Here is a 20,614-nt window from a genome sequence, read left to right as displayed (position 1 = left end):
ATGAGGACGGTATGAACCTCAAAAAAATCTATCGTGAACATCCCTGTTTTAGCCATGCTCAAGCGTTTACTGAGCTTTGTGAGCCGCTCAAAAACCTGGGAATCACTCATTTTTCCCATGTTAGTGTAAGCAGAGAAGGGCGTTTTTCTTTCATATCGCAAAATCCTGATTTTGTTTCTCATTATCTTGAAAATACCTATTTTGATTTCGACGTCCATCGAATCGTCCCGTCGCGCGACGAACAATACTTTATCAGAGATTTGCAATGCCTGACCGGGCGAACCAAAGCCCTGCAGGAGGCATTTAACCAACACGGCTTTGGCCATTCTTTTACTATACTTCGCTCGGGAAATGGGGTTGTGGATGCCTATAATTTTGCTACCCGTTTGGGAAATAACGTCATTAATGGCCAGTATCTCGAAAAGCTTGATTTTTTGAAGCAGTTTCTGCTTTATTTTCACGATAAAATCGACACGCACTCTGATTTAAAAAAAGCCTATGGATTATCGCTGTCCTTACAAAAACAAAATGCAGGATTTCAGGAGGAAAGGCCTGTTTGCAAAGATGCTCTGATTTTGCCTTTTCTTGAACGAGTTCCTGTCCCAGGTACGGGTTCTTACCTCACCTTTCGTGAATATGAATGCATGTGCTGGCTTGCCAGAGGAAAAACGCAACAGGAAATTGCCGACATTTTAATGCTCAGTTTACGTACTGTGAAAGCACATGTTGGACAGGTCAGGAAAAAGATGGGCTGCGAAAATCAGTTTCAGTTAGGGCTGCTGTTATCCAGACTGGAATCGTTAATCACAATAACCCTAGATAACGCCAGTAAGGAATAGAGGCATAGATAACTGCTATTTTGGCGATGGCCAATAAGGCGTTGGTAATCAATACTGGTTTCAATTCAAAATTTTGCTGCTGATTAAGCAGTTTTTTAAAACAAAGAAAATAGCTGGATTGATAAGGGAATATCCATGATTCAGTCGCCATCAGAATCACAAAGGCAGTGATCCATTGATTGACGTTTCCACTTGCCAAAACCGGAGCTAACAAAGTAAATGCAATTCCCGGGGCAATCATAGTGCCGAAAATGATACACAAGAGCCAGCTCAGTGCGAAAAGTAAGAATATGAAAATAAATATATTCTGAGAAGCAGGGCTTAACCAGTTATGCACTTGGGCAATCCATAAGGGAAGCGTCATTCCATTGATGAATTTCATAATGCCAATCATGGTTGCCAGGTAGCATATAAATTTCCAGTTAATATGATTGCTAAAGTCTTTCACTCTTAAAAGGCCAAAGCAAAGAGGGATAGATGCGGTTAACAAGGCAATAAACAATGGGTGTACTGGCAGTATACTTCTTAATGCCAGACTTGCGATTAGCACCGCTATTGAAAGCAGGGAGGCATACTCTTTTGCAGATATTGGTCCAAGCTTGTAACAGGTTTTCAATAGGCTGAAACGTTTAATCTCTTGAACTTCTGGCGCCTTATAGGCGAGGGAATGGATTAGAAAAAAAGCAGCGACCAGTAATATCCCCGGAAAGGCTGCAAACGAGAGCCAGACCAGCCAGGCGTTGGAAAGGCTGTCCGAGGAGGACATTGCACTGAATAAAAGATAGTTACTTGATTTACCTGTTAAAAATACCGTTGACAATAAAACACAGCCGCTAAAAGCGGCATTGGCCATGGCATTCGCTGCCTTGCCTTGAGGTTTATAACCGCTAACGGAGACAATATTATCCAGAACCGGCGCCATAATCGCCACTCGAGTACTTTGGACTGAGAGAATTGGAGTCATCAGCAGTCCAATAAAAAACAACAGTTTTTCAAGGCAGGCTGGTCTGTGAGCAAATCTTAACAATAACAGAACAATCATTCTTTGAAAAATCTGTGACTTCTGAATGACGCAGGCGACGATAAAAAAAGACAAAACAATGTATACATTCCCGCTAGTAAATCCCGACATAATAAGGAGCTGGGATTTCTCGGGAATAAGTAAACTCGAAGCGAAGGTGATTGCTGAAAGCGTATACTCTGAAATTAAGCCTATGCCGGTCAGGAAAAGAGCCGCAATAGAAATAGTAAGAAAAAGCTGTTCTTCCATGCCAGAATAAGCAGGCATAATCTGAGTCGATTTGAATGAAGCTAAGGAACTGAGAAGGCTTGCAGCAAGACCCATTGAGAGAAGTATTTTTACTAATAACCCGGCTGACAAGTGTTGTCGTTTTGAATCAAAAAGCTGCATATCAAATTCCCGCTAAAACTTATTCTTCTTATTAATCTCCCTGATTGTGGTTTCATCCTGCGCCTTTGAGTTTAGTTAATAAAAATAAAGACGGATATTGTACTAAAGTGCAATCTGGCCATTATGGCGAACAAAGAACGTTTGATTTTATAAGACAAAGCTTAAGTTTTTATTAAATGGCTTAAATTGGTTTTAAGAGAAAGACCGCTGCCTTGCTCCTGGATAGTATATAATTTAAACAGAACGGTCTTGTGAGCAAGCGTTTGAGTGCATTGTCATTTTACATGGAGGTATATGATGAATGTTAATTTAGGAAGCGCAGACGCTGCGGTGGGTATCGCTTTTAGCGTCATCACCGATTTTCTTCGTGAGCTGACAAGACTTGGCCGATTCCCGGATCAGCTGGAATTCGATCGCGAGATTGGCGGGCAAGCGTCTCATATCATTGTGCTGCTCGACCCATTTGAATTTGTAATGATCAAAGAGGGGCCAGATTCTCCACGCAGTATTCTCCGTATTTTAGGTACTATTGAAATACGCCCGGTCGATGACCCTGGCGCTCAGCCGCTTGTTGTTCCGCTTGAGGCGGCTGTAAGGCTAACCCTTTTCCTGACTAATGCCGAACCCGTTGCCGAAGTCGGATTTCGCTATGAGGGCATTGATGGAACGCCTTCGCCTGCTGAAATTACCAGTGAAATTGATAACTTCATGAACAGTGCGGCAATCCAGGACATCATTAATAATACCAGACTCCCCATTGCCGATAGCCTGGTACAGGGGTTAAACGAGACAAGGTTTGCCGATCCCGCGACTCGCCCGGAGGAATCGGAGTGGAGTGTGGAACTTAGCCTGACACCTTCGGGATCGGATACGGTTGATGCCTTTGTCATCTCTGTTAGTCCACCATCAACTAGCGCGGCATTAGTAATCAGTGAAAGCTTTGTCGCAGCGCGTACCGAACTTGCAATCGCATACAATAGAAACTTTCTGGATATGATTTTGGAGCGGGGGGCTGAGGCCAGAATAGGGCAGACAGTTGATGGGGCAAAGGTTACCTCCTTGTCCATGTCGATGGCAGATAACGGGATTCAAATCACAGGCCATGTGGTGAGAGCAATTGATACACCTCTTATCGATGTGGCTCCCGATGTCGATATCGATTTCAATGGGGTGGCTATTCCACGCCTTATTCGTGGAACTACAGGTATGACAATGGATACCTCCGGAATTGATGTTGATGTGGATGACAGTGATGAAATTTTCTACGGGGCCTTGAAATGGATCCTTACCATTGGCGCATCGGCGTTACTTTTTACCGGGGTGGGAAGTCTGACTGCTCTGGGTATTTTGCTGTGGGCGAGTCTGGTGCAAATAGTCTGGAATGGCGCTGCGGAGCTTGATAACGCTCCCCATATTCTTCGAGATAATCTGGGAGCCGGATTGGGTGCCCAACTGAGTCTGCTTGCCGAGTCCCTTGATAACACCACCCCTGCTGGCGAACTAAGCGTTGATGGTACACCTGATTCACTCCAGGTCGTGGATGGGAATATGGTCTTCTTTGCCCAGGTTATTATTGTTTCAATGATGGCCAGAATGCGCTCCGCTGAATATTCTCAGCATTTACGGCGCTTTGTTATTTTCGAACTGGATGACAGACGGAAATTTCGTGCTCAGGAGTTAGCCCGATTGATGAAGGCCGGCAAAATTTCGGTATCCGGTTTCCATCATGTGAATGGAAAATATGTCAGATCAGATCATGACAATTCAGCAGCAAATAACTTACTCAGACTATTTAAGTCCAATGAAACGCAAGAGGTGGTTGTAAAAAATAAATAAAAAACCAGGACGCAGGACTATAAATGTTCTGCGTATCTAGTTGATTGAAACTCAATCCTGTTAAAGCGAGATATCGGGAACGAATTGCAAAAGAGTACGCATGGATTATCGATAACTACTATACTTGCGAAGATAAAGCTCTTTCTCATTCTCAATTTGACTCGTACATCCAACTTGCTTTTTATGTTTTGAATGTAAAATTCAATTAACAGGTGATTCTGTTACTGCAATGAGTATTGATCAATTTAGCATTTTGAATGCCTTTATATGTAGTCTACAAAACCATATAAAAATTCAGACTCATCCATTAGAAATTTTTTATCTACCTCTGATTCATTCAAATAGCTTGTTTGCATAATAGCTTGTTCAGGACTCCGCTTTTTTTCATTAATTAGATAAAGAATTGCTTTAGCATGACTCTCTGTGAAGGGCTCTCCAGCCTCGCAAGGTTGCCATTTCCGTAAATGTTCTTTAGAAACCATCCCTTCTGAGTCCTGCATGGTGCTTATCATTGCCTGATTTAACTTAAAAGGGCTGGCAAAAAAAGTGATTAGATCTGCGGATGGTTCCGGATGTAAATAGGGGCTTTGGTTCGTGTCTGATCCAGGTTTCTGGTGATATTGTTTGATATACTCTTGTTTTTTGAGTTCTAAATCATTGATCAGAGAGGCCATGTGTTCTGAAAATGACATGATTGACCGCAGGTAAAACATACCAGAGGAGTGTGTTATACAAGTCTCCTCATCTACCACAGGAGGAACAACCTCCCCATCAAGCCGAAGTTTCACTTGAAGCCTGTAGATTTCTTCGGCAGGCACCTCATCAGAAAACCTGAGAAAATAATCACCAGGATCAGTTTTGTGAAGAGTACATGCGTATTTTTTTTGCATTGCCTGCAGTATGGTATTAATTTGCTCCTGAATTAGATTCTCATCAATAAGCGATGATTTGCTCGCCCTTGCTGCGGATAGTCTGGATTCCAGATATTTCTTATGGGCATTTGGATCATCTATATCAATTATTGGGTATCTATAAAATTGCGAAGTGGAGAGGGGTAACGGTATGTTGATTTTCTCTAGCCTATCCGCAATAGCTCTGTAATATTCATAGTATTCCTGAAGGAGATTATTCCCTTCCATCCTCGTATGCAGATTGTAGAAAAATGCCAGATTAATATAAATACCCTGTTGATTTACATCAATAAATGGCAGAGACTCCCAAGGTATCACTGCAGGCACTTCAATAGAGTTAAGCATGTTCTGAATTGCTTGAGCTCTGAGAATCTGCTCTTCGGATGCATTCATTACAGACATATAATAGGCAGGGGATTGTAAAATGTTTTTGGATAAAATTTTCAGGGCCTCAGCAGCACTCACTTCAATTTGATAGAAAAAGTGATCTTTTTCTATTAGAAGTAAATAATTCTGATGCTTAAAAAATCGCTTAATGAAGGTCTGCACAAACTGATCATCATCAGAATAGCTGAAGATCCTCAAACATGTGCTTCCAGGTATCAAACGGTTATGCGTTTGGAGCCAACCGAAGTCCTGCGTTAATTTTGCAAGCTTACTTATCGTTTCAAATTGCTCTCGATGAAAGGCAAGCAAATCTGAAGCTGTTATGTTAAAACTAAGTCGAGTGCCTGCACTATCCAGAATCGGATTGAGGTTGGCAAAATACTCCTGGTAAGATTGCGCAATGTAGCAAGAATAAAAAACATAACTAGTGGTTTTTGCGCCCATCGACTCGATATACCCGGTGGGAAGATCTATTTGTGAAAGATTGTAGTGGTCATTGGCATTCTTAAATTCACTAGTCTCCATGACTTCTTCACGGGATAGGGCTATTAGACCCGGACGGTGTGTTGGATCATATGAAAATAACCCAACATGAACCCCTTGCCGCGCGAGAAAACCCTGTATCTCCAACGCATCCATTATGCTTGTGTGTGACCTGGTATTTAATAACACACCGGTAATATCTTCCATTTGGGCAGCCAGAAGTGCTTCATTGTTTATTAAAACGCCAAACTCCGTAACTGATCTTTTTTCCAGATTTTCCTTCACTTTACCGGAGGTTGTTTTATAAGTGGTATGGCTAGATTTTATCCTTTCCCGCTGCTCTAAGATTTTATTTCTTAACTCTGGAACATTTTTCTTCACTTTAGCTGTGTATTGTTTCAACGAATGGTTTAATTCATACAGTTTTGCATAATCAATTTCTCCGTCTGGAGTTAACATGTCTTGATTAAGGGTGTAGGTATAACTCCCAATCCTTTTTAGATAGTAGAGATCAGTGCTCATATCTGACTTACCAGCGAAATGACATTTTACGCGATGTGAAAACACAACGCCCCCTATATATTTCCAGGCTTTATTACAATCAGAAGGGACTTGGCCTATAAGAGCAATTGGCACATCATTGAGAACAAAAGTGGCAGATAGGAGGCGGGTTTTGGGGCCGTCAGTGGTAATGGATAACCAATCATCTCGCATAAACCGCGATGGCGTGACCTGACGTATAAATACGCCCTTGTTATCATTATTATAATCACCGATCACTTCATCAGGATTCATGAATCGGGGGGATTGTTCTTGGGTGAGAATAATATGAGCGGAATACTTTTTCTTTAATTCTCCTGGCAAGCTATTAAAAAAAGCTTTATTCATTTGGATGAATGGTATTTTTGAATAATTAAAGAGTACAAAAAATAAAGTTTCTAACCTGTGCTCAACGGCTCCATTCATTTCGGTGAAACCGATTAGACTCATTTTTTGCCAATGCTTATCCAGCTTTAGCTGTACCAAAAATTGGTTCCATTTTTTTTCATCGCTGTCAGTTAATTCAGACAGCTTTAATTCGAGTGTGTTCAAACTATAAATCTCTGTTTAATGCTTGCGAAGATAAAAGTTCTTCAGGGATGCTGCTGGTAATTATTTATAATTAGCGAGCTTTAATACCAATTCAATTTGACTCGAGCATCTCAATTTGTTTTTCATGTTTTGGATGTAAAATTCAATCGTACGAACCGATAGTCCCAGCATTCCGGCAATTTCCTTCACTCGCATCCCATTCAGCAAAGCAAATGAACATTCAAGTTCCCGCTTTGATAATCGAGGTTGTTGAGCATTGGACGATGACACAATCTTTGACTTATCGGCTGTCTTGATAATTAACTTATCCCGGCTGGCTTGTTCAAGCAAGCCTTTTGCCTGCTCTTTAAACTGCAAACCATATTGATGCAAACGATCAAGATTGTTTAAGTAAAATTTGTTAATAATCGACTTATTATTCGTGTGAGTCGCAAAACAAAAATATTCAATAGAATCGTCCTGTCTTACAGCAATTGAAATCCCATTGGAGGTATCAAAATTAATTGCAGCATCGAGAAGCATCTCCGGGCAATCTTCTGTTAGCCAGATAAAATAATTGACAGGCTCTGTGAGATAGGTATCTGGCACCGTCAATTTGTTAAGATAATCTTTTTTAAAAAAATGCTCTGTCCATGCTCTGTCGCTGGAAAAACGAATGACTGTTCCATCAAAATACATACGGTAATAATTAAATGCGGTAATCTCATGTTGTATCAGATGAGGAATCGTGAGTGCATGAACTTCTTCACAGGCACTTAATGCGATGGGAGTTTGCAAAATGACTGACAGGTTATTGGACCATGCAGCATTATAAACAATTTAGTTCATTGTGATCAAATTGGGTTCATTTGCCAGTGTTGCCGTAGTTCTAGGTGCTGGTTTTATTTAAAACCATAGTAAACTCCAGGATGAAGTTGATAGAACAGATTTTGGTGAAGCAAAAGAAAAAATTGATAAACTGTCTCTCAAAGCAGAGGGAAAGATATTGCAGCTCTTGAATCATCCTGGACAGAATATTCAATCCTATTTGCAAAAAATGCATGGTCATATTGAAAAAGTGAGTGAATTGGCTCCTTCATGAGGAGGTCGATGCGCTACACCCAGGATCATCTGATAGATGCAGGTAAAGACGACTTTACCTGCCTTATTGAATGCGGGCTACATGCATAAGTTTGAAACAGTCAGTCCTTCTATATGCTCCTGAGTTAACAGTTGGGTCGAGCCATCTTGAAACTTCGATTTGCACTGAACCATTTCTTCAGAAGTTAAGGTGCTGGTTTTATCTTTATTTTGAGCTGTTGTTTGAAAATTGCTTATGGCATGAATTTCCGAGGGGCTATTAAAATAACCAATAATTCGATATTCGCAACTATCCCATGCCAGAGAAAGCATGAACAATATTTAGTCTGCAATATTCGGAGGTAAATTATTTCTGTTTCTTTTTCTTACTCTTATTTTTTGTGTTGTTGCTGCTCTTGCTATTGAGGTTTATTTCTGGCGCAACAGAAGGAGCTTTGTAGCTACTCGCTACTCCTTTGTATAAGGCTTTACCATCGGTCAATCCTGTGAAACCCCCTGATAAATTTTCCAGTTCACTATCTGAAACTTTGTCGAGGTGTTTTGAGTCGTGTTTTTTTGACATTATCGTCTTCTAAAGATAAATACTGTCTCTTTAGAATAGATTTTGCTAAAACATTAATCAAGACTATTTGTGTAATTATTGCTCAGTCGCTCTTGCATAGTTATTTCAATTATAAACTGAAAGCGCGCGAAGAATTATTCACTTCACCTGCCTCGCAGCCAGCCACTTCTTTAAGTTGATTTGCTTTCAACAGAACGAGTGCATTACCAAGCTGTTGAAACTCCAGAAATAACTCAGAACTCAAAAACTGATTTAACCAGGAATATAAAGAATTTAAATCAGAGAAATCCTTTTTTTCAAAAACCTGCCTTAATCGCAGTGCTCTTAATATCACTTCCTTGAAATCACTGAGACTGGGCTCGGGCTTGTCTCGCATGGATTGAATTGCAAATTGTAATAAAAAAAGACGCTGCCTGGATGTTGTAATAATAATTTTGCCAGCTAGCTTAATCTTTTCTTTTTCACTTAATGAATCCAGTAATTTTTGATTTAATAGAAAAGTATCTGGACTGCGGCAAAAGTACTCGCCGGGGTGAGTTAATTTTTGTAGATTTTCAAGAGTCAGCACATCATATCCTGTTATAAATTCACAGAGTCCATTATTCATTTGGCAGAATTATATTCTTAGTGGACCTGAAAGTGTATCGGCGTCGGAATCCTGCTGTTTTGTTGTCGGACTTTGAATGGCTTTGTGGTCTATAATTAGACGATAACCATTTGTTAATTAGTTCTATGAAATTTTATATATGTGCAATAAGGCCCTATAAAAATTCACTCAATCCAAGTGATTTCGTTTCGTCTTTAATCAACCTCATTCCCTCTGTTACGACTCAAGCTAAAGAAGAGCTGGGGGAAGATGTTATTACTGTGATCGCAACTTATGAATACGCGATAGGGGGCAAAAAGGGAATTACTAAACAGGAAAAAACGAACTATTTAGCTAAATTACAGGAAGCAGTAAAAGCAGTACCTAATCTACTTGTGATTCCAGGAACAATCGCAACCCTTACTGATATAAGCAGCAATGATTTTGAAAAAATTACAAAAAAAGAGCAGAAACTGGCCATTAAATATGATGAAACCAGAAGAAAGTATGAAGCCTTTAAATTTCCTACAGAAGAGGGTTGTTTCTTTAAAGAAAGATATAAGTTTCTGAAAAATCAGAATCAACCAGGTGACAAAAAATATCTGGGAAATATTGCTCATGCTTTTGTCGGGAACCAAGAAATTAAACATAAAAAAAATAGGCCTATCTTCGAAACTCGCTTTCATCCAGAAAGAATTTATAACCTTGGTAGAGAAGAATACTTCTATGATATTAACCTGGCTGGTAATAACATGGAAATGGGTATGCTGATTTGTGCTGAACAAAACGATGATAATCTTCGAGAATTGATGAAAGAACGAGCTCCTTTTTTAGAGGTAGTCCTGTCAAATGGAACCGGGTTTATTCCTGACAACATGTTTGGTGCGCTTAATTTACATGTTGATGTGGATACTTCTTGCAGCGGTTGTTGTATTGGTAAAGCTCATCGCTTAGCAAAAAATATTGAAACTGTAGAAGTTCATAACCTGTTTGTAAGTACTAAGGATGCCGTCATTGATGACCATCAATTTCCCGCTTCAATCTGGACCACTGTCGCTTCTATGGAACCAGAAATCATCGTTTATGATGAAAAAAAGCCTGGAATAGTAAATCCTGATTTTCGCGAAGATATTGATAGTATCCTGGCCAGGTTTACTGACAAGCATTCTTTTCTACTTAATAATTCCAGGATTGATAAAGGATGGAGAAGATGTATTAATGGCTTTAAAGTACTTGGAGCCACAGGAGCAACTGCCATTCGTTCTGGAACATATCAAGAAAATTCAACCCGCTAAGATTGGCAAGATAATTCAATCATTTCATGGAAATGATCTTGTCAAGCTAATAGATAGCTATATTGCAGAAAACAGTAGAAACAACATTGTCAAACCAATCATTATGATAAATATCGCAAAGGCTTTGCCGCCATCTGATTGCTATCATTTTGCCATTAAATATCATCAACATTTACCTAAACAATCTCAATGGCTAGTCACCATACTAAAACGCTTGCATCCGAACGATAGATCTGAATTTTTAAAACAGAGTGGGTATGAAATAAAGGATACAGGCTCTCTAATACAAATATGTAAAGAGATCCCGCAACATGCTCGCTTATCAATGCTTCTTGATCATAAAGATCTCGTGGAAAAAGACATTAGTTCTTTTAAGATTTTATTGGATGAAAATCAACTTGACGAATTGGTTTCAGAGCTAGGTAGTACTGTAAGGTCCGGAATCATTTCTGGATTTAGATAATCAAGCACCCTTCCGGGCGTGGGGGCTATGGGCGTGGAGTTTGACCCTGTTGCGGCTTGTCCGGGGTCCATGGGATTGTAGAGAAAAAAAGAGATTTCGTTGATGAGACGGGCTTGTATTCGCAGCTGGAATTGTGCCGGCTCGGGAAGGATAGATTCGTCAGTCACTGCGTTCCTTCCTCACCCCTTCGGGGCGCGCTAAAGCGCGTCCAAAATGCTGCGCCGCGCTTTGCGCTCTTCGCTTCGCATTTTGTCGAACCTCGTTCGGTTCAAACCCTTCCGGGCCAAAGATGAAACTCCACTTCCTACGTGCCAAGGCTTGTGTATCCGGGGCGTCCATGGGATGGTCGAGTAAAAAGAGATTACTTGATAAGGCAGGGTGTTTGTGTTCGCAGCTAGAATTGTGCCGGCTCCGGGAAGGATAGATTCGTCAGTCACTGCGTTCCTTCCTCACCCCTTCGGGGCGCGCTAAAGCGCGTCCAAAATGCTGCGCCGCGCTTTGCGCTCTTCGCTTCGCATTTTGTCGAACCTCGTGCGGTTCAAACCCTTCCGGGCCAAAGACATTTGGGTTTTTTTATTGTATTTCGGAGTGATTATTATTGTTTTGATTTTTACTGGGAAATGGCGCGCCCGGAAGGATTCGAACCTCCGACCCCCTGGTTCGTAGCCAGATACTCTATCCAACTGAGCTACGGGCGCGTTGTTCTTGGCGGAGAGAGAGGGATTCGAACCCTCGATGGGATTTTGTCCCATACTCCCTTAGCAGGGGAGCGCCTTCGACCACTCGGCCATCTCTCCGGTCAATGGTTGCGAAGTATAGCAGGAATTCTGTGGAGGTCAACACTTAATGTGAAAGAAATAAAGTTATCTGAAATTCAATAACATAATTTCCAAAAATTTTAATAGCTGGTATCTTTGATATATACTGAACTATTCAAAATGCTGAATATTCACAAGCCTTATATGTGACGGGATAATCTCTATTTATGTCAACAAACATGGTTGGCAGATATCAGGAGGACGAATGAAACACAAGTCTAATTTAAGCGGCCGCGATGTATATGTCGTGGACGGACTGAGGACGCCTTTCTTGAAAGCAAAAGATGTGGGTCCTTTTACTGGTTCGGATTTAGCGGTAGCTGCAGGCTTACCACTCTTAAACCGGCAGCCTTTTTTACCCTCTGATCTGGATGAAGTCATTATTGGTTCTGCAATGCCTGGGCCAGATGAAGCCAATATTGCCCGCGTTGTGGCTTTACGCCTGGGTTGCGGTGATAAGGTTCCTGCCTTTACCGTGATGAGAAACTGCGCTTCCGGGATGCAGGCTCTCGACAATGCCGCCATGCAAATTGCTTCTGGGCGCAGCAACCTGGTGCTTGCAGGGGGTACGGATGCGATGAGTCATGCTCCGCTGCTTTTTAACCAAAAAATGGCATCCTGGCTTGGAAAATGGTTTGCCGCTAAAAGCGTTGGTCAGCGATTCGCTCTGGCTACGCAATTTCGGCCTGCTTTTCTTGCGCCGGTAATCGCTTTGCTTAGAGGCCTGACTGATCCTATTGTTGGGTTAAATATGGGGCAAACCGCTGAGAAAGTAGCCTATCGTTTTGGTCTGACCCGTGAACAAATGGATACATTTGCAGCGAACAGCCATAAACGCCTGGCTCAGGCTTATGCCGAAAATCGCATGGAAGAAGTGGTGCCGATTATCGACAGCAAGGGAAGAATTTATACTCAGGATGATGGAATTCGACCAGATTCTACGGTAGAAAAATTAGGCCAGCTTAAGCCCTTTTTTGATAAGAAATACGGGATGGTAACTGCTGGTAACAGTTCCCAGATTACCGATGGCGCCTGCCTCTTGATTCTGGCTAGTGCCGACGCAGTTAAAAAATATCAATTACCTGTTTTGGGTAAAATCGTGGATTCGCAATGGTCGGCTCTTGATCCTTCTCAAATGGGGCTTGGACCTGTCCATGCAGCAACTCCTATTATGGAAAGACAGAATGTGAAACCGTCAGAGCTTGATTGCTGGGAAATTAATGAGGCGTTTGCCGCCCAGGTTCTTGGATGTCTGGCTGCCTGGGACGATAAGGAATACTGCCAGAATCAGCTAGGCTTGACGGAACCAATGGGGGCGCCTTCACTTGATCGGTTAAATCAGGATGGCGGGGCAATCGCTGCTGGTCATCCTATTGGGGCTAGTGGAGCAAGAATAGTACTGCATGTTTTGCAATCCCTGAAACATACAAATGGTAAAAAAGGAATGGCGGCAATCTGTATTGGAGGTGGACAGGGAGGCGCAATGTATTTGGAACGGGTTACAGAGGTGAAAGGATAATGACTAATTACAATCATTGGGAAATCGATACTGATACAGATCGTATACTGTGGCTTGGAATCAACAGAAACGATGCGGCGGTCAACTCTATTAATCAGGAAGTATTGGATGAGCTGAATATCATTCTTCAGGACGTTGCTAAACAAGCCGACCTTGCAGGTCTGGTCATTTATTCGGCAAAGAGTAAAGGATTTATTGCAGGGGCTGATATCAATGCGTTTTCTCAATTTAAAACCCCGGAAGAAGCGGTTAACTTTCTAAGAAATGGACAAACAGTCTTCTCCCGGCTTGAATCGCTAAAAATACCTACGGTGGCCATGATCGATGGATTTTGCATGGGTGGCGGATTAGAGCTGGCACTGGCCTGTGATTATCGTATTGCAAGCGATGACGAGGGCACTCGGCTTGGGTTGCCAGAGGTCATGCTTGGAATTCATCCTGGCTGGGGAGGAACGGTTCGTTTGCCGCGGCTGGTAGGTGGTTTCGATGCCTTATCCAGAGTTATTCTAACCGGTGCGCCTGTTTCTGCAAAAACAGCAAAACAAATTGGTTTCGTCGATGATGTCGTTCCTGAAAGACAATTGAGAAGAGCAGCCATCTATTTTATCAGAAATAAACCAGCCAAACATAAACCCCGGTTTTTACAATCGATTACCAACATGGGATGGGTGAGAGCAATTATAGCCCCTGTTCTTCGCTATCAGGTTTCCAAGCGTGTAAGAAAGCAACATTATCCAGCACCCTATGCCATTATTGATTTGTGGGAAAAAGAAGGGGGCGCCGGGGAGAGGGCTTATCTGAAAGAGGCTGACTCTGTGGAAAAACTGATTACTCAGAGTAATACAGCCAGTAATTTGATTCGGGCCTTTCTTTTACGCGAACGCATGAAGGCTTTTGCCAAACACAGCGACTTTAAGGCCAGGCATGTGCATGTAATTGGAGCTGGTGTCATGGGCGGGGACATTGCTGCCTGGTGTGCTCTAAAAGGATTAAAGGTTACTCTGCAGGATCAGAATTATAGCAAAATCGCACCTGCAATAGGCCGTGCCCATACACTGTATAAGAAAAAACTGAAAAAACCCCGATTAATTCAGGCGGCGATGGATCGGCTGATTGCTGATCCGGAAGGCTTTGGTGTAGCTCGAGCTGATGTGATTATTGAGGCTGTTTTCGAGAATCTTGAAGTAAAGCAGCAGATCATGAAAAAGCTGGAAGAAGAAGCCAGAGCGGATGCTATCATTGCAACCAACACTTCCAGTATTCCTTTGGATGAAATTAGTCAGGTTATGAAACATCCCGAGCGACTCGTGGGTATTCATTATTTCAATCCTGTTGCGAGAATGGAACTGGTGGAAGTTGTTAGCAGCAATAAGACGCTGAAAGAGGTTCGCGATAAATCCTGTGCCTTTGTAAATCAAATCGGACGTCTTCCATTACCCGTGAAATCAAGTCCAGGTTTTCTGGTTAATCGCGTCCTCATGCCTTATTTGATGGAATGCGTTCAATTACTGGAAGAGGGTTATTCGGGAGAAGCTATCGATGAGGCTGCCGAAGCATTCGGGATGTTTATGGGGCCAGTTGAGCTTGCTGATACAGTAGGAATGGATGTATGTCTGGCCGTGGCTGAGAATCTGACCAGGCATTATGGCGGAACTGTTCCTCAGAAATTGCGTGATATGGTCAAAAATGGGAAGTTGGGCCGCAAGACAGGTGAGGGCTTTTATGTTTATAAAAATGGTAAGCCTGTCAAAAAGAAAGTGCAGACCAAAACTGAAAAAGATATCGCTAATCGCTTAATTTTGAGAATGGTTAATGAGTCAGCTGCCTGTTTGCGTGAAGGAGTAGTTGCTGACAGTGATCTACTTGATGGCGCAATGATCTTTGCTGCTGGATTTGCTCCATTCCGTGGAGGTCCTATGAATTATGCGAAAGATTTTGGCCGCGATAAGCTAAGTCAGCTTTTCAGTACTTTGCAAACTCAATACGGCGAGCGATTCAAAGTCGATGGCAGTTTGTAAATTCCAAACTTAATGGCAGGAGTAATCCTGCCATTACCGAGAATAAATACTATGCGTTTAGCTGTTTTTCTATTATTCATAACCAAGGCATTTTTTGTCCAGGCTGAAACTTTTGTATTACCTGCAGAAGGTGATGTGGTCGGAAAAATCGAGTACGTGAATCCCCAGGTTGGAGAAACCCTGAGTGAAGTAGGTATTCGTCATGATGTTGGATATTATGAAATGCTGAATGCCAACCCAGGTGTTGATCCAACTCGACCCTTGCCGCCTCAAACCCGACTGATTATCCCGAGCCAATACATTCTGCCTTCAGGTCCACGCAGTGGATTGGTAATTAATTTGTCAGAGTATCGTTTATATTATTTCCCGCCCAATGATAATGTAGTTATAACCATGCCTGTGGGTATTGGACGTGAAGGCTGGAACACTCCTGTAGGTCAAACCCGGGTTACCAGCAAGGAGCATGATCCAATATGGCGGCCTACAGCGAACGTCAGGGCAGAAGCTGCAAAACATGGGACACCAATACCTAATGAATTCCCTCCTGGAGCTGGCAATCCCCTGGGACGTCACGTTTTTCGTTTGGGGTGGCCAACGTATCTTATCCACGGCACTAATCGACGGGATGGCGTTGGATCCAGGGTAAGTGCGGGGTGTATCCGAATGCTTCCTGAAGACATCGAAGTACTTTTTGATATGGTTACAGTAGGAACATCAGTACGGGTAATTAATGAACCCGTCAAAATAGGCCGGCTTAATAATGCTCTCTATATAGAAGTGCACACTCCGCTTGAGCAAAGTATTAATCTGCCCAAACAATTGGGCGCAGCGCTTGGTAAATATGCCTTACCCTCATGGAATAAAAGCCAGGTGCAAGAGGAGGGCTTACGGCCATCTGGTATCCCAAGGAAGATCGCTGGTTAGTTCGGCAAGCACTGCCACTAAGTTAAGGAATTATTGTAGGTTGGGCCCTTGGCCCAACAAAGGGGTTAAACTACTCCAGAGCTCAATGTTGGGCCAAGGGCCCAACCTACATGCATAACAGAGCTTGCTTAACTTAATGGCAGTTAGTTTGGCAAGTCGCAGAAACAGGCCTGCTATAAATGTTTCATTTACAATTGGGGAAAATGCTGTGCAGCATAGGGTAAATATTTATTACAACGGGTATAAAGATAATTTGACAGCCAGATAATTAAAAAAGCCCCCAGAATATCCAGTGGATAGTGCCATCCCAGCAGTACGCAGCTTAAAATCAAAAGTGTATTAATAATTAGCAGTAAGCTAAAGGCGATGGGCCAACCGCACATCAATTCCAGGCAATACCAGGCCCAGAATGTGTGAAAAGAAGGAAATGCAACCATTCCGCCCTGAATGGTATCTGGTGGTATGTGCTGATGCAGCTGATTAAATTTAATACCAGTTGCCAGTTGCTCAATGGCAAATTCATCTGTTTGATACATAGCAGCCGGTGCAATCGTGGGGAAAAAATAATAGATTGCAAATCCAATCAATGAGCTAATCAAAAGCAAGCTAAAAAAACGTCTGATTTTTTCAAACTGCCCGGCAGCAATAACCAGGAGGGGTAAAAAACCCAGTTGATAGGGTAAGGTATCGTAGCAAAGACCCAGTATATTTTTAAACCAGGGGTGATGATTCGTCCAGGAAACAATTTCAGGGAGAGAGATACCTAATTGATTTTCAAAGGCAATAATAAAGCGATCAATGGGCGGAAAAGGGGTAAATTGCACCGCGTTAGTGGTAAACGCAATGAGCGACATAATGATATAAAATAGCAGGATTTCCTGAAGTATTTTTACCAGATGATGATTTTTATTTAACAGCAACCTGCAACCCGCAAGCATTAATAATAAGGAAATTCCTATGCCTGCAGATCCTTCAGGGAAATAATTATTACCTGGAAATTGGTAGAAAAAGCAGTTAATAGCAAATGCAATTGAAGCAAAGGAAAATAGTAAGAGCAGTTGTAGTAACAAACAGCTGTGATTGAATTTTGAAGTTGGCATTACTTATTCAGTTACGAGTTCGGCTTCTTTCTCTTTTTGCTTAATAGCCTGATGAATTTCTTCACGATGTACTTTAATACTGCGCGGTGCTTCAACTCCAAATTTAATGTTGCCATGCTCCGGGGTTTTGAACGCAACAATCTGAACGATTTCCCCATTAATAGATACGGCCAAAGGCTCTTCAAATGAAAGGGTTATTATTTCCATGTAAAATCTCTTTTTTTTTAGTATGTTATATATCAATACCACCCTAAAAGCAATGCTATGGTCTGCTTCCCGGGACTGCCAGGTATTTGAGCAACTCTTCAAGCCATGTTATTGCCACAGGTGCCCATAATACTGCTATAGTGAGCTAGGAGTATATAGATTAATTGAGCAAACGCTTGTGATTTCCGCGCTTAAATAACTGAGCATTGCCCGAAGTTTGAAAATGGGTTAAACTTACTCGCTTTTTATAACCTTGCCTCATCCAGTAAGAGAGGCTTTTTCCATAAGGATACACTATGCGACATTATGAAATCGTATTCCTTGTTCATCCTGATCAAAGTGAACAAGTTCCTGCAATGGTCGAGCGTTATGAAGGTATCGTTACCAATAATAACGGTATTATTCACCGCAAAGAAGACTGGGGCCGCAGACAATTGGCATACCCTATTGCTGAAGTGCACAAAGCGCATTACATTTTAATGAACATTGAATGTAATCAGGCGGCGCTTAATGAACTTCTGAACGCATTCAAGTTTAATGATGCAATTATTCGTCACATGGTTATTAAACGTGATGAAGCAATCACTACTGAATCAGTTCAGATGAAAAAAGAAAAAGACACTCGTGCAGCCTAAGGAATTAAACTATGTCAACTACATCCTATTTCCGCAGAAAAAAAATGTGCCGTTTCAGCTCTGAAGGCTCAAACGAAATTGATTATAAAGATATTAATCTGTTAAAAAATTATATCACTGAAACTGGAAAGATTGTGCCTAGCCGAATTACAGGTACTCAAACCAGATTCCAAAGACAATTGGCGCAGGCAATCAAGCGAGCACGCTTCTTAGGCTTGTTACCTTATTGCGATAGCCATAAATAAGATTTAATTGGGTATGAGCACATTACTGTACAAACAGGGAAATCTTCTGCTAAAGAATAAACTCTTTGCCTATTCTTTGGCTGCAGTACTTCCGTTTGTGCCGTTTGCTTCATGGCTATCTCTGGTGATTGTTGCACTGATTACATTACGTCAGGGAGCCAGAAGCGGCGTGGGCTTGTTATTAACCAGCCTGGTTGGGTCCATGCTGGCAGCTAATGCCAGTTATTCAGTACCATACATTGCGGTTAGCATTCTGCTAACCAATATAATTTGCTTTTTGGCTGCAATGGTATTGAGGGCATCTGCAAGCTGGCAATGGGTTGCTTCGGCAACGCTGGGTGTAACTCTGTTGGTAATAGCTCTGACTTGCAGCATCATACCTGATTACATTATTAACGAATATAACTACATACTGCTGATTTTCAGTAAATTGAATTCAAGTGATTTACTCGAAAATCTGCCGAAGGAGAATTCAGGCGATATATCATTTTTCGCCAGTTATTTTTTTGGTATTAAAGAAGCTTGTATCGCGATTTCTGCACTTGCTCCTTTATTGTTTGCCCGTTATATCCAGTCGATTCTTTTTTATCCTGGTGGATTCAAAAAAGAATTGATGGCTTTTAGAGCCAGTCGTCCGATTGTCGGGCTTTTTGGAATAGCAATGGTGGGTGCATACCTGAATAACCTGGCGGCGATAAGTTGCTTACCTGTTTTGAGCGTTTATTTAATGATTGCGGGGCTTTGCCTGATGTTCAGTCTGACGCCTAAAAAAGGTCGTGCCATTAGCCTGGCTCTGTTACTTATACCGCTTGTTATGAGACCTGATTTAATGTTACGGGTTTATATATTGTTTGGTTCTCTCGATAGTATGTTTAATTTTAGATTGCGTCTGGCTTCTAAAGCCAGCAATTCAAAAGGGGTTTAGTAATGGAAGTTATTTTATTAGAAAAAGTAAGAAATCTGGGTAATCTCGGCGACAAAGTAAAAGTTAAGCCAGGTTATGGAAGAAATTTTCTGATTCCACAAAGCAAAGCAGTTTTTGCTACAGCAAAAAACGTTGAGCTTTTTGAACAAAGAAGAGCGGATCTTGAGAAGAAAGCTCAGCAATCATTAAGCAATGCTGAGCAACGCGCGGCCAAGCTGAATGATATCACTGTTGTTATCAATGCAATGGCAAGCGATGAAGGTAAACTGTATGGTTCTGTAGGCGCCAGTGAGATTAAAGATGCTCTGAAAGCGCAGTCAGTTGAAGTGAGCAAAAGAGAAATCGTAATGCCTGAAGGTCCTATCCACTCAATTGGTGACTTTGTGGTAGAAGTTCACGTTCATAGTGATGTGATTGCCAAACTGCAAGTTCAGGTCGCTTCTTCAAAATAAGACATCAGAAAAGACACCGCTTTTATTTAGAATCCCGACTGCTTGCAGCCGGGATTTTTTTTTCTGCTGGCCAAATCAATTAGTGGTTCTAATCAGTTCTTGCAATGCGGTTCCAGGTTGGATCCCAGGCGAGAGCGCGTATTATTTTTCTGGCTTTCAATTGTTCAATGAGTATATCCAGAGCAGGCTTGTCTGCAGCAACAATAATCATATTCATTGATTTCCTGACGGGCAATACCAATGTTGACATGTCGAACTGCTGTTTTAGCCACTTGAAAACGGGATATTGTTCCCTGCGATTGGCCAGGTTAACGCTAAGATAGCCATTGGCTGAAAGAGCGCTCTGACAGTCATTAAAAAACTGCGGATTATAGCAATTGGGAGGAAAGCGGTGCGCATCAAACAAGTCGATAAGAATGTGCTTGAACTGCGTCTTGCTATTTGTAACAAACGTACTGGCGTCCTGGTTAATGATATTGAGATTGTTGAGCCTTTCCGTCATAAAATAAGTTCTCGCCACCTGAATAATTTCTTCATTGATTTCAATGGCTGTCAAACTAAAAGGAGTAAGAACAGGGGACAGTGCATGCGCAGCCCCGGCTCCTCCTAATCCTAATAAGCAGCTCGGCCCGGGAAATAGTCTGGCAGGAAGAATTAGCGTACTAACATAATTCAGCCCAGGCCTTTCTGGCTTATAAAGATTAATTAAACTTTGAATCGCCGGACTACCCAGCGAGAGCCAGCGAAAAATAAAATTGTCGTAGACAGAAATGCCGCTTTCACTTTGATACAGACAGCGGCCAGCAAAGGTTTTCCACATCGTTTG

20 protein-coding genes and 2 tRNA genes are annotated in these 20,614 nt (G+C 41.9%); 11 read left to right on the top strand and 11 right to left on the bottom strand.

The genetic code is table 11. The annotated features are described in order from the left end of the window. The first annotated feature begins 11 nt into the window (after positions 1 to 11). Positions 12 to 839 carry a LuxR family transcriptional regulator gene (locus LXA66_RS03945; protein WP_233012009.1) on the top strand — a complete coding sequence of 276 codons (828 nt, stop codon included), beginning with the start codon at positions 12 to 14 and terminating at the stop codon, positions 837 to 839. Here LXA66_RS03945 and LXA66_RS03940 read toward each other — a convergent pair. Beyond that, positions 805 to 2,250, bottom strand: a complete 1,446-nt coding sequence (locus LXA66_RS03940) for an SLC13 family permease (RefSeq protein ID WP_233012008.1) — start codon at positions 2,248 to 2,250, stop codon at positions 805 to 807. The genes LXA66_RS03945 and LXA66_RS03940 overlap by 35 nt on opposite strands. Positions 2,251 to 2,544: 294 nt before the next feature. Here LXA66_RS03940 and LXA66_RS03935 point away from each other — a divergent pair, with 294 nt between their 5' ends. After that, the gene (locus tag LXA66_RS03935) at positions 2,545 to 4,086 is read left to right on the top strand and encodes a hypothetical protein (RefSeq protein WP_233012007.1); all 1,542 of its coding nucleotides are present in this window, start codon (positions 2,545 to 2,547) and stop codon (positions 4,084 to 4,086) included. Between the two features lie 263 nt (positions 4,087 to 4,349). Here the strand turns inward: LXA66_RS03935 and LXA66_RS03930 are convergent, their stop codons facing one another. From LXA66_RS03930 to LXA66_RS03910, 5 genes are all read right to left on the bottom strand, one after another. Beyond that, on the bottom strand, positions 4,350 to 6,959 hold the full coding sequence (locus LXA66_RS03930) for a hypothetical protein (protein ID WP_233012006.1): 2,610 nt from the start codon (positions 6,957 to 6,959) through the stop codon (positions 4,350 to 4,352). A gap of 60 nt (positions 6,960 to 7,019) precedes the next feature. Continuing rightward, positions 7,020 to 7,736: a helix-turn-helix transcriptional regulator gene (locus LXA66_RS03925; protein ID WP_233012005.1), complete on the bottom strand. Its 717-nt coding sequence runs from the start codon at positions 7,734 to 7,736 to the stop codon at positions 7,020 to 7,022. 381 nt (positions 7,737 to 8,117) lie between these two features. Beyond that, a complete protein-coding gene (locus tag LXA66_RS03920) occupies positions 8,118 to 8,351 on the bottom strand; it encodes a hypothetical protein (protein ID WP_233012004.1) in 234 nt (77 codons plus the stop codon). A 34-nt stretch (positions 8,352 to 8,385) separates the two neighbouring features. Then, a complete protein-coding gene (locus LXA66_RS03915; protein ID WP_233012003.1) occupies positions 8,386 to 8,601 on the bottom strand; it encodes a hypothetical protein in 216 nt (71 codons plus the stop codon). Between the two features lie 109 nt (positions 8,602 to 8,710). After that, the gene (locus tag LXA66_RS03910) at positions 8,711 to 9,169 is read right to left on the bottom strand and encodes a hypothetical protein (protein WP_233012002.1); all 459 of its coding nucleotides are present in this window, start codon (positions 9,167 to 9,169) and stop codon (positions 8,711 to 8,713) included. A 164-nt stretch (positions 9,170 to 9,333) separates the two neighbouring features. Between LXA66_RS03910 and LXA66_RS03905 the strand changes: the two genes are divergently transcribed. Both LXA66_RS03905 and LXA66_RS03900 read left to right on the top strand, forming a co-directional pair. After that, entirely contained in the window at positions 9,334 to 10,482 is a 1,149-nt protein-coding gene (locus LXA66_RS03905; protein ID WP_233012001.1) for a hypothetical protein, read from the top strand. Next, positions 10,406 to 10,945 carry a hypothetical protein gene (locus LXA66_RS03900; protein WP_233012000.1) on the top strand — a complete coding sequence of 180 codons (540 nt, stop codon included), beginning with the start codon at positions 10,406 to 10,408 and terminating at the stop codon, positions 10,943 to 10,945. Before LXA66_RS03905 ends, LXA66_RS03900 begins: the two co-directional genes overlap by 77 nt. Positions 10,946 to 11,566: 621 nt before the next feature. On the opposite strand, the gene LXA66_RS03895 is transcribed toward LXA66_RS03900, so the two are convergent. Both LXA66_RS03895 and LXA66_RS03890 read right to left on the bottom strand, forming a co-directional pair. Then, positions 11,567 to 11,643: transfer RNA gene (locus LXA66_RS03895), tRNA-Arg, on the bottom strand. A gap of 8 nt (positions 11,644 to 11,651) precedes the next feature. Beyond that, positions 11,652 to 11,742: transfer RNA gene (locus LXA66_RS03890), tRNA-Ser, on the bottom strand. A 226-nt stretch (positions 11,743 to 11,968) separates the two neighbouring features. On the opposite strand from LXA66_RS03890, the gene LXA66_RS03885 reads away from it, so the two are divergent. Genes LXA66_RS03885 through LXA66_RS03875 form a run of 3 tightly spaced genes read left to right on the top strand, consistent with a single transcriptional unit; the run spans position 11,969 to position 16,224 of the window. Further along, positions 11,969 to 13,282, top strand: a complete 1,314-nt coding sequence (locus LXA66_RS03885; protein WP_233011999.1) for an acetyl-CoA C-acetyltransferase — start codon at positions 11,969 to 11,971, stop codon at positions 13,280 to 13,282. Further along, positions 13,282 to 15,300, top strand: a complete 2,019-nt coding sequence (locus LXA66_RS03880; protein WP_233011998.1) for a 3-hydroxyacyl-CoA dehydrogenase NAD-binding domain-containing protein — start codon at positions 13,282 to 13,284, stop codon at positions 15,298 to 15,300. Before LXA66_RS03885 ends, LXA66_RS03880 begins: the two co-directional genes overlap by 1 nt. 51 nt (positions 15,301 to 15,351) lie before the next feature. Continuing rightward, positions 15,352 to 16,224 (top strand): L,D-transpeptidase family protein, encoded by an 873-nt coding sequence (locus LXA66_RS03875; protein WP_233011997.1) that lies wholly within the window; start codon positions 15,352 to 15,354, stop codon positions 16,222 to 16,224. A gap of 188 nt (positions 16,225 to 16,412) precedes the next feature. On the opposite strand, the gene LXA66_RS03870 is transcribed toward LXA66_RS03875, so the two are convergent. Then, positions 16,413 to 17,324, bottom strand: coding sequence for a phosphatase PAP2 family protein (locus tag LXA66_RS03870; RefSeq protein WP_233011996.1), 912 nt, complete (start codon positions 17,322 to 17,324; stop codon positions 16,413 to 16,415). A gap of 3 nt (positions 17,325 to 17,327) precedes the next feature. Next, complete coding sequence (locus tag LXA66_RS03865) at positions 17,328 to 17,531, bottom strand: carbon storage regulator (RefSeq protein WP_112218635.1); 204 nt, start codon at positions 17,529 to 17,531, stop codon at positions 17,328 to 17,330. 296 nt (positions 17,532 to 17,827) lie between these two features. On the opposite strand from LXA66_RS03865, the gene rpsF reads away from it, so the two are divergent. From rpsF to rplI, 4 genes are read left to right on the top strand one after another with little or no spacing between them, the layout of a single operon-like run. Further along, entirely contained in the window at positions 17,828 to 18,166 is a 339-nt protein-coding gene (rpsF, locus tag LXA66_RS03860) for a 30S ribosomal protein S6 (RefSeq protein ID WP_058508108.1), read from the top strand. A gap of 11 nt (positions 18,167 to 18,177) precedes the next feature. Next, entirely contained in the window at positions 18,178 to 18,411 is a 234-nt protein-coding gene (gene rpsR / locus LXA66_RS03855) for a 30S ribosomal protein S18 (RefSeq protein WP_058508109.1), read from the top strand. Between the two features lie 13 nt (positions 18,412 to 18,424). Then, the gene (locus LXA66_RS03850) at positions 18,425 to 19,336 is read left to right on the top strand and encodes a hypothetical protein (RefSeq protein ID WP_233011995.1); all 912 of its coding nucleotides are present in this window, start codon (positions 18,425 to 18,427) and stop codon (positions 19,334 to 19,336) included. 2 nt (positions 19,337 to 19,338) lie between these two features. Continuing rightward, a complete protein-coding gene (rplI, locus tag LXA66_RS03845; protein WP_233011994.1) occupies positions 19,339 to 19,788 on the top strand; it encodes a 50S ribosomal protein L9 in 450 nt (149 codons plus the stop codon). Between the two features lie 88 nt (positions 19,789 to 19,876). Here the strand turns inward: rplI and LXA66_RS03840 are convergent, their stop codons facing one another. Continuing rightward, positions 19,877 to 20,608: a spermidine synthase gene (locus LXA66_RS03840; RefSeq protein ID WP_233011993.1), complete on the bottom strand. Its 732-nt coding sequence runs from the start codon at positions 20,606 to 20,608 to the stop codon at positions 19,877 to 19,879. Positions 20,609 to 20,614: the final 6 nt, after the last annotated feature.

Source organism: Legionella sp. 16cNR16C (assembly GCF_021297775.1).
GTDB classification, from domain to species: domain Bacteria; phylum Pseudomonadota; class Gammaproteobacteria; order Legionellales; family Legionellaceae; genus Legionella_C; species Legionella_C quinlivanii_A.
This window is presented reverse-complemented; position numbering and strand designations above follow the sequence as displayed.

What these genes read in the sequence shown, in the direction of transcription:
- rpsR (WP_058508109.1), top strand. Translation starts at nt 18,178, where the DNA reads ATGTCAACTACATCCTATTTCCGCAGAAAAAAAATGTGCCGTTTCAGC.
- LXA66_RS03905 (WP_233012001.1), top strand. Translation starts at nt 9,334, where the DNA reads ATGAAATTTTATATATGTGCAATAAGGCCCTATAAAAATTCACTCAAT.
- LXA66_RS03915 (WP_233012003.1), bottom strand. Translation starts at nt 8,601, where the DNA reads ATGTCAAAAAAACACGACTCAAAACACCTCGACAAAGTTTCAGATAGT.
- LXA66_RS03875 (WP_233011997.1), top strand. Translation starts at nt 15,352, where the DNA reads ATGCGTTTAGCTGTTTTTCTATTATTCATAACCAAGGCATTTTTTGTC.
- LXA66_RS03945 (WP_233012009.1), top strand. Translation starts at nt 12, where the DNA reads ATGAACCTCAAAAAAATCTATCGTGAACATCCCTGTTTTAGCCATGCT.
- LXA66_RS03865 (WP_112218635.1), bottom strand. Translation starts at nt 17,531, where the DNA reads ATGGAAATAATAACCCTTTCATTTGAAGAGCCTTTGGCCGTATCTATT.
- LXA66_RS03900 (WP_233012000.1), top strand. Translation starts at nt 10,406, where the DNA reads ATGGCTTTAAAGTACTTGGAGCCACAGGAGCAACTGCCATTCGTTCTG.
- LXA66_RS03885 (WP_233011999.1), top strand. Translation starts at nt 11,969, where the DNA reads ATGAAACACAAGTCTAATTTAAGCGGCCGCGATGTATATGTCGTGGAC.
- rplI (WP_233011994.1), top strand. Translation starts at nt 19,339, where the DNA reads ATGGAAGTTATTTTATTAGAAAAAGTAAGAAATCTGGGTAATCTCGGC.
- LXA66_RS03940 (WP_233012008.1), bottom strand. Translation starts at nt 2,250, where the DNA reads ATGCAGCTTTTTGATTCAAAACGACAACACTTGTCAGCCGGGTTATTA.
- LXA66_RS03870 (WP_233011996.1), bottom strand. Translation starts at nt 17,324, where the DNA reads ATGCCAACTTCAAAATTCAATCACAGCTGTTTGTTACTACAACTGCTC.
- LXA66_RS03880 (WP_233011998.1), top strand. Translation starts at nt 13,282, where the DNA reads ATGACTAATTACAATCATTGGGAAATCGATACTGATACAGATCGTATA.
- rpsF (WP_058508108.1), top strand. Translation starts at nt 17,828, where the DNA reads ATGCGACATTATGAAATCGTATTCCTTGTTCATCCTGATCAAAGTGAA.
- LXA66_RS03850 (WP_233011995.1), top strand. Translation starts at nt 18,425, where the DNA reads ATGAGCACATTACTGTACAAACAGGGAAATCTTCTGCTAAAGAATAAA.
- LXA66_RS03920 (WP_233012004.1), bottom strand. Translation starts at nt 8,351, where the DNA reads ATGCTTTCTCTGGCATGGGATAGTTGCGAATATCGAATTATTGGTTAT.
- LXA66_RS03935 (WP_233012007.1), top strand. Translation starts at nt 2,545, where the DNA reads ATGATGAATGTTAATTTAGGAAGCGCAGACGCTGCGGTGGGTATCGCT.
- LXA66_RS03840 (WP_233011993.1), bottom strand. Translation starts at nt 20,608, where the DNA reads ATGTGGAAAACCTTTGCTGGCCGCTGTCTGTATCAAAGTGAAAGCGGC.